Source organism: Marilutibacter maris (assembly GCF_006546735.2).
GTDB lineage: Bacteria > Pseudomonadota > Gammaproteobacteria > Xanthomonadales > Xanthomonadaceae > Marilutibacter > Marilutibacter maris.
Genome location: NZ_VICD02000249.1, coordinates 1 through 1,205, shown reverse-complemented (window position 1 = coordinate 1,205; position 1,205 = coordinate 1). Strand labels below are relative to the sequence as shown.

General features: G+C 71.2%; 1 protein-coding gene and 1 pseudogene. Both read left to right on the top strand.

Annotated elements, in window-relative coordinates:
* Window positions 1-84 precede the first annotated feature (84 nt).
* Complete coding sequence (gene gspM / locus FKV24_RS14500) at window positions 85-699, top strand: type II secretion system protein GspM (RefSeq protein WP_141482893.1); 615 nt, start codon at window positions 85-87, stop codon at window positions 697-699.
* Window positions 689-1,205 (top strand): annotated as a pseudogene (locus tag FKV24_RS14495) (type II secretion system protein XpsN); the annotation flags it as partial. The gene gspM and the pseudogene FKV24_RS14495, both read left to right, overlap by 11 nt.

Sequence of the window (1,205 nt, the reverse complement as noted above, 5' to 3'; positions counted from 1 at the left end):
CAGCGGCACCGGCGCGTCCGGCCGCCGCCGCGCCGCCCGCGGCCGCTGGCGACAATGCCGACGCGAGCGCGGAGGAGGGCGACGATGACGCCGAGTAAGCGCGATCGCTGGCTGGCGCTGGCATTGCTGCTGGGGTTGCTGGTGCTGGCCTACGGGGTGCTGGTGCACCCGTGGTGGACGGTGCCGATGAGCGAGCTGGACGAGCGCATCGCGACCCTGCAGGAGCGCGAGCTGCGCCTGCGCAGCCAGATCGGACAGGCGCCGGCGGTGGAGCAGCGGATGGCGCAGTTGCAGGAACGGCAGGCCAACCGCCCCGGATTCATGTCCGAGGCCAATGCCGAACTGGCCACCGCCGCGCTGATCCAGCGGCTGGAGGCGGTGGTGGCCGAGGCCAGTCCCGGCAACCGCAGCTGCAGCATCGTCAACCGTTCGCCGCTGGAGCCCAACAACCGCGAGCCCTATACGCGGGTCACCGTGCAGGTCCGTCTCAAGTGCGGCAGCCCGGAAACCGCCGCGGTGCTGCATGCATTGGAAAGCGGCTCGCCGCGATTGTTCGTCGGCAACCTCAACATCCTCGCCCAGCGCATGTACTTCGCGCCGGGGACCGGCCGCAGCAGCAGCGATGGCGGTCTCGACGTGAGCTTCGACATGTACGGCTACCTGCCGCCGGCCGGCGCGGAGGTGCGCGATGCGGGTTGAGAACATCGGTCCGCGCAGCTGGCTGCTGGCCGCGGTCGCCGGCTGGGCGGTGCTGGTGCTGCTGCTGGCGTTCGCCGGCATGGGCGGCAAGGTCGAGCCGCTGGCGATGAGCGAGGGGCTGCTGGAGCCGCTGCCGACCGTGGCCCAGGACGAGGGCGCGGGCACCCTCGGGCCGTTGGCGCAGTACGCCGAGATCGGTGCCCGTCCTCTGTTCAGCAACGACCGCAAACCCAAGCCGTTCTCGTTGCAGGGAGAGGACGAGCAAGCCGACGACAGCGCTTTCGACTACCAACTGACCAGCGTGTTGATCACTCCCAGGCTGAAAATGGCGATCCTGCAGCCGGCCGACGGCAGCGAATCGGTCCGGGTCAGGCTCGACGCCGCTCCGGAGTCGCATCCGGCCTGGCGCCTGGTCGAGCTGGGCGCGCGCTCGGCGGTGTTCGAAGGCCCGGAGGGCCGCCGGGCCCTGGAGCTGCGCGTGTTCGACGGCCAGGGCGGGCAGGCGC